Below are 3,974 nucleotides of genomic sequence, written 5' to 3' on the forward strand. Positions count from 1 at the left end.
CCCAGCGCCCCGGCCGGGCATTCCCGCGCGGCCCGGCCAAGGTCACCGCCAGCGGCTACGCTTGCATCCAGCCAAGCCGGCGCTGCGTAGCCTTCGCAGGCCGGATCAATCACAGGAGAAGCCATGTCTGCAGGCGCGCGAGTCGCGGTGGGTTGGGTGGAACAGGGCCTGGTGCCCGACAAGGTGGTGCGTCTGGGCATCCGCCGGTTGCTCAAGGAGCGGCTGGACGAGATTGCCGACCGCGACGTCGAAGCCGCGGCCGACATGACCACCGCCTTCGTGCGCTCGCTCGGCCAGGCGCCGGTGGCCTTGCTCACCGAGAAGGCCAACGAACAGCACTACGAAGTGCCCGCCGCCTTTTTCCAGGCCGTGCTGGGCCCGCACCTGAAATACAGCTGCGCGCATTGGCCCGAGGGGGTGAACACCCTGGGCGAGGCCGAAGCCGCCGCGCTGGCCACCACCTGCGAACGCGCCGGCCTGGCCAACGGCCAGAACGTGCTGGAGCTGGGCTGCGGCTGGGGATCGCTGTCGCTGTGGATGGCGCAGCACTACCCCGAAAGCCTCTTCACCGGCGTGTCCAACTCGCACTCGCAGCGCGAATACATCGAGGCCCAGGCCCGTGAACGTGGGCTGCGCAACCTGCGCATCATCACCGCCGACGTGAACCACTTCGAGACCGCCGACCGCTACGACCGCGTGGTGTCGGTGGAGATGTTCGAGCATCTGCGCAACTGGCCCGAGGCCTTCCGCCGCGTGGCCGGCTGGCTCAAGCCCGACGGGCGCTTTTTCATGCACGTGTTCGCCCACCGCAGCACGCCCTACGAATTCGTGGTGCGCGACGACACCGACTGGATGAGCCAGCACTTTTTCTCCGGCGGCATGATGCCCAGCGACGACCTGGTGCTGCATTGCCAGGACGATCTCAAGCTGCAGCAGCGCTGGCGATGGAACGGCCGCCACTACGCCCGCACCTCGGAAGCCTGGCTGGCCAACATGGACGCCGCCAGGCCGCAGCTGTGGCCGCTGTTCGAGCGCACCTACGGCGCTGAAGCCAGTGTCTGGTGGACCCGCTGGCGGCTGTTTTTCCTCTCGGTGGCCGAACTCTTCGCCTACGACGAAGGCAACCAGTGGTGGGTCAGCCACTACCTGCTGGCACCGCGGGCCACCCACCGATGACGACGCTGCACGTCGCAGCGCTGGGCTTCTCGGCCGGCCTGGCCCTGGCGGTGCTGACCTGGATCGCCAGCGTGGCGCGGCACGACGCCAGCCTGGTCGACCGCGTCTGGGGCCCGATGATCGTGGCCACCGGCGGCACCATGGCCTGGCAGCTGGGCGCCACCGACCTGCGCACGGTCACCATGCTGGTGATCGCCGGCCTGTGGGCGTTGCGGCTGGCCGGCTACATCACCTGGCGCAACTGGGGCCATGGCGAAGACCGCCGCTACCAGGAGATCCGCGCGCGCAACCAGCCGGGCTTTGCCTTCAAGAGCCTGTACCTGGTGTTCGGCCTGCAGGCGGTGCTGGCCTGGATCGTGGCCTTGCCCTTCCTGGCGGCTGCGCTGGGCATGCTGGGCAATGAGCACGACTGGATGTGGCTGGACGGGCTGGGTGCCGCGCTGGCGGTCTTCGGTCTGGTGTTCGAGGCGGTGGCCGATGGCCAGATGGCCGCCTTCAAGGCCGACCCCGCGCACAAGGGCCAGGTGATGGACCGGGGACTGTGGCGCTACACCCGCCACCCCAACTACTTCGGCGAAACCTGCGTCTGGTGGGGCCTGGGTCTGATGGCGCTGGCCGCCGGTGGCTGGTGGGCCTTGCTGTCGCCGCTGCTGATGACGGTGCTGCTGCTCAAAGTCTCGGGCGTCAGCCTGCTGGAGAAGGACATGCACGAACGCCGCCCCGGCTACCGCGAGTATGTGGCGCGCACCAATGCCTTCCTGCCCGGGCCGCCCAAGTCGGGCGCAGCGGCAGCCGCCGAGGGGCGGCAGTGAGCGCGTCGGCGCCGTCCACCCGCCGACGGCCCCTGCGTGCGGCAGCGGCGGTCGCCCTGCTGGCGGCCAGCGCAGTGGTGTCGGCCACTCCGGCGCCGCCTGCAGCGGCCCGTGCAGCCGCGACGCCGGTGCCGGGGCCGGGCGCGACTGGTGCGGCCGAATGGCGCTTCGAGGTGCAGCTGGACGGCAAGCCGGTGGGCGAACACCGCTTCACGCTGAGCCCGCTGGCGGGCGCCGAGCGCCGCCTGCTCAGCGTGGCCAGCTTCGACGTCAAGCTGCTGGGCATCACCGTCTACCGCTACCGGCATGAAGCGCGCGAGCGCTGGCAGGGCGACTGCCTGGCCGAGCTCGATGCACGCACCGATGCCAACGGCAAGGCCAGCCTGGTGAAGGCCCAGCTCGACGGCCAGACGCTCACCGTCACCTCGCCGGCGGGCACCGCACCGCTGCCGGCCTGCAGCATGACCTTTGCGTACTGGCATCCGGCGCTGCGCCGTCAGACGCAACTGCTCAACCCGCAGACCGGCCGCGGCGTGGCGGTGCAGATGGTGCCGGTGGGCACCGGCATGGTCGAGGTGCGGGGCACGCCGGTGGCGGCCGAGCACTGGCGGCTGACGGGCGACGAATCGCCGATCGAGCTGTGGTACGCCCCGGGCAGCGGCGACTGGCTGGCGCTGGACGCCACCGTCAACGGCCGGCGGCTGAGCTACCGGCTGCGTTGATTGCTGCACCGCGGGAAAACCCCCCGCGGACTTAGGCAGGGCCCCCCTAGAATCTTTTTGAAACTGCCACCCCCGATCAGGAGTTCCCTGCATGGCTTCCCTCCGCCGCGGCACGTCCGCGGATGCTGCCGATGCCGGCGCCCCCGCCGGCGAAGGGCCGCGCGTCCTGAAGAAGTACCCGAACCGACGCCTCTACGACACGCAGACCAGCAGCTACATCACGCTGGCCGACGTCAAGCAGATGGTGCTGGCGGTGGAAAGCTTCGAGGTGCGCGACGCCAAGACCGGCGAAGACCTGACGCGCAGCATCCTGCTGCAGATCATCCTGGAGGAAGAAAGCGGCGGCGTGCCGATGTTCTCCGAGCAGATGCTGGCGCAGATCATCCGGTTCTACGGCCACTCCATGCAGGGCATGATGGGCGCCTACCTCGAGAAGAACCTGCAGACCTTCGTCGAGCTGCAAAAGCGCCTGGCCGGCAATGCCACCTTCACCCCCGAGATGTGGACCCAGTTCCTCACCGGTCAGGCCCCGGGCATGCAGGGGCTGATGAGCACCTACCTGGAACAGTCCAAGAACCTGTTCACCCAGATGCAGGAACAGATGACCAAGGCCGGCACGCTGTTCCCGGGCTTTCCGCCGGCCAAGCGCTGAGGCACGGCGCAGCAGTGATGGCGGGTCAAGCGGCCAGCTTGAAGCGCCCGCCTGCCTTCTTCAGATCCTCCCAGCCCAAACAGGCCAGCGCCACGGTACGCGGCACCGGCTTGGCGCCGCTGCGGTAATAGGCCAGCATGCGGCGTGACACGCCCAATGCCTGCGCGGCGGCGTCCAGCGTCAGTTCGTTGCGGGCCATCCAGTTCCAGATGAACTCGTGCGACACGTCGCCGGCTTGCTCGATGGCGTGCGCGCGCAGGTTGTCGGCGGCGAGTTCCAGGTCGTCGTCGTCGCCCCAGGCCACAGACGCGCCATGCTCGCCGACTTTTGCGCCATTGAAAACGCTGGGCTGCTTGAGTCGCTTCAGCGATGGGGTCCGCTGGATCACGTCTGCGAGATCGACTTCGTACTGCTCGCCATCTGCGTAACGCAGTGCCAACGTGGCGCGCGCCTTGGGCAGTACGCTTACGAGCGTGAAGTGCTTGGGTCTCATGGATTCAACTCCTTCCACTGGGCTGCGAGCAGGGGCGTGTGCTGGCCGGCCCATGCCAGTGCCTCTTTCAATGCCCCGCGATTGACGGCTCCCCAGATCACCTCCAACGAGGCGAGGGC

General features: G+C 68.7%; 5 protein-coding genes. 4 read left to right on the forward strand and 1 reads right to left on the reverse strand.

Annotation, left to right across the window (positions count from 1 at the left end; all coding sequences use genetic code 11):
* Nucleotides 1-123 precede the first annotated feature (123 nt).
* The 4 genes from ABNT58_RS19200 (at nt 124) to phaR (ending at nt 3,362) form a co-directional block, all read left to right on the forward strand.
* A complete protein-coding gene (locus tag ABNT58_RS19200; protein WP_348755042.1) occupies nt 124-1,176 on the forward strand; it encodes a cyclopropane-fatty-acyl-phospholipid synthase family protein in 1,053 nt (350 codons plus the stop codon).
* Complete coding sequence (locus ABNT58_RS19205) at nt 1,173-1,988, forward strand: DUF1295 domain-containing protein (RefSeq protein ID WP_348755043.1); 816 nt, start codon at nt 1,173-1,175, stop codon at nt 1,986-1,988. The genes ABNT58_RS19200 and ABNT58_RS19205 overlap by 4 nt, the downstream gene beginning before the upstream one ends.
* A complete protein-coding gene (locus tag ABNT58_RS19210; protein WP_348755044.1) occupies nt 1,985-2,710 on the forward strand; it encodes a DUF6134 family protein in 726 nt (241 codons plus the stop codon). The genes ABNT58_RS19205 and ABNT58_RS19210 overlap by 4 nt, the downstream gene beginning before the upstream one ends.
* Nucleotides 2,711-2,801: 91 nt before the next feature.
* Nucleotides 2,802-3,362: a polyhydroxyalkanoate synthesis repressor PhaR gene (phaR, locus tag ABNT58_RS19215; protein WP_348755045.1), complete on the forward strand. Its 561-nt coding sequence runs from the start codon at nt 2,802-2,804 to the stop codon at nt 3,360-3,362.
* 25 nt (nt 3,363-3,387) lie between these two features.
* Here the strand turns inward: phaR and ABNT58_RS19220 are convergent, their stop codons facing one another.
* On the reverse strand, nt 3,388-3,855 hold the full coding sequence (locus ABNT58_RS19220) for a DUF2442 domain-containing protein (RefSeq protein ID WP_348755046.1): 468 nt from the start codon (nt 3,853-3,855) through the stop codon (nt 3,388-3,390).
* Nucleotides 3,856-3,974 lie beyond the last annotated feature (119 nt).

The sequence above is a fragment of the uncultured Aquincola sp. genome (genome assembly GCF_964001545.1).
Lineage (GTDB): Bacteria > Pseudomonadota > Gammaproteobacteria > Burkholderiales > Burkholderiaceae_C > Aquincola.

Coding starts and splice junctions, on each gene's coding strand:
- ABNT58_RS19220 (WP_348755046.1), bottom strand. CDS start 3,855: ATGAGACCCAAGCACTTCACGCTCGTAAGCGTACTGCCCAAGGCGCGC.
- phaR (WP_348755045.1), top strand. CDS start 2,802: ATGGCTTCCCTCCGCCGCGGCACGTCCGCGGATGCTGCCGATGCCGGC.
- ABNT58_RS19205 (WP_348755043.1), top strand. CDS start 1,173: ATGACGACGCTGCACGTCGCAGCGCTGGGCTTCTCGGCCGGCCTGGCC.
- ABNT58_RS19200 (WP_348755042.1), top strand. CDS start 124: ATGTCTGCAGGCGCGCGAGTCGCGGTGGGTTGGGTGGAACAGGGCCTG.